This window comes from Ruminococcus sp. CAG:379, assembly GCF_000434255.1.
Classification (GTDB): domain Bacteria; phylum Bacillota; class Clostridia; order Oscillospirales; family Ruminococcaceae; genus Ruminococcus_F; species Ruminococcus_F champanellensis.
Map to the genome: position 1 here is coordinate 1 of NZ_FR894902.1, position 2,634 is coordinate 2,634.

1 protein-coding gene is annotated in these 2,634 nt (G+C 56.8%); it reads right to left on the bottom strand.

The window, feature by feature from the left end; translation table 11 throughout:
• Positions 1 to 81: 81 nt before the first annotated feature.
• Positions 82 to 2,568, bottom strand: coding sequence for a dockerin type I domain-containing protein (locus QVO51_RS07295; protein ID WP_022357852.1), 2,487 nt, complete (start codon positions 2,566 to 2,568; stop codon positions 82 to 84).
• Positions 2,569 to 2,634 lie beyond the last annotated feature (66 nt).

Sequence of the window (2,634 nt, forward strand, 5' to 3'; positions counted from 1 at the left end):
CACGCAGACCATAAAAGACAATCCACCAACAATGTTCACGCAAACAGACGCAAAAAAGCAGGGCTTGCGCCCTGCCTTTTATTATCCTAGCTTGTCAACCAAATGCGCCAGATACCGGGCAATCGCCGTCAGATCCGAAGAATCAATGTTCCCGTCCGGATCACAGTCCGCATTCTGCAAGCCCTGTTTTGTGATCTTGACCACCGGATCCTGGGCAATGTATCGTGCCAGCAGCACCGTGTCCGCAATGTCCACAATGCCGTCTGCGTTTACGTCACCGTACAGAATATCCGGATTCTCCGTACCGCCGGACAATCTGCCCACAACAATGCCGCAGCCTACCGTACTCATATACACCGTGCCGAAGGTGTTCATATCCCCTACCAGGAAGTTGCCGTTGCCGGTGCCCCCGTAGAGCTTCTGGGTGTTGATGCATACCCAGCTGTCGCCGCCGTCCGTGGAGCGGTAGATGCCTTCAGCGTCGGTTTCCTGGGGTTTGCCGTACATGTACAGAGTGTTGATGCCACCCTTCTTTTCCGGTGCCCCATAGCCCACGGTCTTGCAGTAGAACACATCCTTCTTGGTGACCTCTGCCTTGCCGCCGGCAGTCTTTACATCATACAGCCCGTACCAGCCTCCTGCCAGTATCAGGTGATTGTCCTCCAGGGAGGCGATCCTGCCTGCGCTGTCGCACTGGTCATACATGCAGATCTGGGTGCCGGTAAAGGTCTTGCCGTAGTCGGTGCTGATGTACAGGGTATAGTTTGCATCGCTCAGCTCCGGTTCCGTCTTGGAGTAATGCCAGGAGGAATTATAATAGGTAGCGTATGCGTATACGGTGCTGGGATCATTTGGCTCTACAAAGGTGTAGGTAGGCTTGGAGCCGTATGCGCTGCCAATGCCGGTGCATGCGTTCCAGGTCTGTCCCCAGTCGTCGGAATAGCTCAGGTCACCGCTGTCCTTCTTCCCCAGGAAGATCCGGTAGGTATCCTTGTCCAGTTGTGTGATAGCAGCCTTGCCGCCGGCGGTGTTCGCCATTTTTGTCCAGGTCTTGCCCCCGTCCGTGGAGTAGAAGCCCGGTGCAATGTCATTCTGGTTCTCTGCGATCCGCACCATCACCTTGGGATTCTGGGGGCAGTATGCGATCGCCCCGGTGGAGCCCATGTTGGGTACATATTGGGTAGCAGGCTTGTCCACGTCCGTGTGGATGAAGCCGTCATAGTCCCCGATTGCGGAATATGCCGCACCGCCGGGCACGGAGACCATATCCAGAGCAACTACTTCCTCGATGCCCTGTGCGCAGAAGCTTGCCTTGGGAGAATCCCCCCAGATGCCGTCCCACTTGAAAATGCCGTTGCCGGAGGAAACCATGATCTGGTCAAAATCCTTGGGGTTGATGATGAGTGAGCCGGACCAGTGGATGGCTTTGCCGTATACCCAGCTGCATCCGTTTGCGTCCAGGTAATCGATGACCTGTTCCTGCACCATTTCGCCGGTTTCCGCATTCCACTTGTATTCACCCATCTTGCCCGGATAATATTCAGTCCAGGTCTTGCCTCCGTCCTCGGAACGGTACAGCCAGTCGCCCCAGGCACCGTCCTCCTCGCTCCATCTGTTGGTGCTCCACACGCCGCAGGTGGTGGCGATCAGCTGGTCGTTGTTGTTGGGGTTTGCCATGCAGGCGCCGAAGCTGTTCTCCGTGGGGGAAATGTTGGTAACCTCGCCGGTGGTGGTGTTGTACTTGTAAATACCGCCGCCGGTGCCGTTGAAGGTCAGCCCTCCCACATAGCAGATCAGCAGATTGCCTGCATTGTCCTTGGTGATCCGGGAGGGGAACTTGTTCGCCGGCAGATCCTTGCTGAGGGGTTCCCACTTCTTCCCGTCCACATCTGCCACATACATATTGCATTTCAGGGTGTTGTCGGAAATGCCCACATAGACCTTGCCCTTTTCAATGGCGATGGTGGAAACGCCGTTGCAGTTTACATAGTCCGTGCCAACGGTGGTCTTGACTACGTTTTCCGTCCAGGTAGGCCACTTGATCTCGTTGGTGAACAGACCCATGCTGTTGAAGCTGTCCACTGCCTCCCAGGTGACGCCCGCATCGTGGCTGACGATCATGCCCACCGTGTCGCCGCCGCAGTAGATGGTGTTGGGATCATCCGGATCCACCGCAATGGACTCGCCGCACTGTCTGCCGTAGCCNNCGCCGCACTGTCTGCCGTAGCCGTTGCCGTGTACCTGGATCAGATTTGTTACGTCCGTAGAATCCCAGGTCTTGCCCCCGTCCTTGGAGCGGAACACTGCCGTCCGGGCGTCGCTGAAGTATGCACAGCCGCACAGGGCATAGACGATATTGTCATCGTTGGGATCCAGCGCCATAGCATCCACGCTGAGAAAGCCCCGATCTGCATCCGTAAAGAACGCCATCAGCTGTTCCCATTCCTTGGTGGTTGCATTGTACCGGTATGCGCCGCCCACGTCCGTCCGGGCGTAGATGTTGTTTTCTCCGGTAATCAGACCGGAAACGAAGCCGCCGCCGCTGATGGTGACGGTGTCCCAGTTCATCTGGGATTCGATGGATTTGGTTGCCGCAGCCCCTGCCTGGATTCCGGCAGCAGGTACGGCGGATGC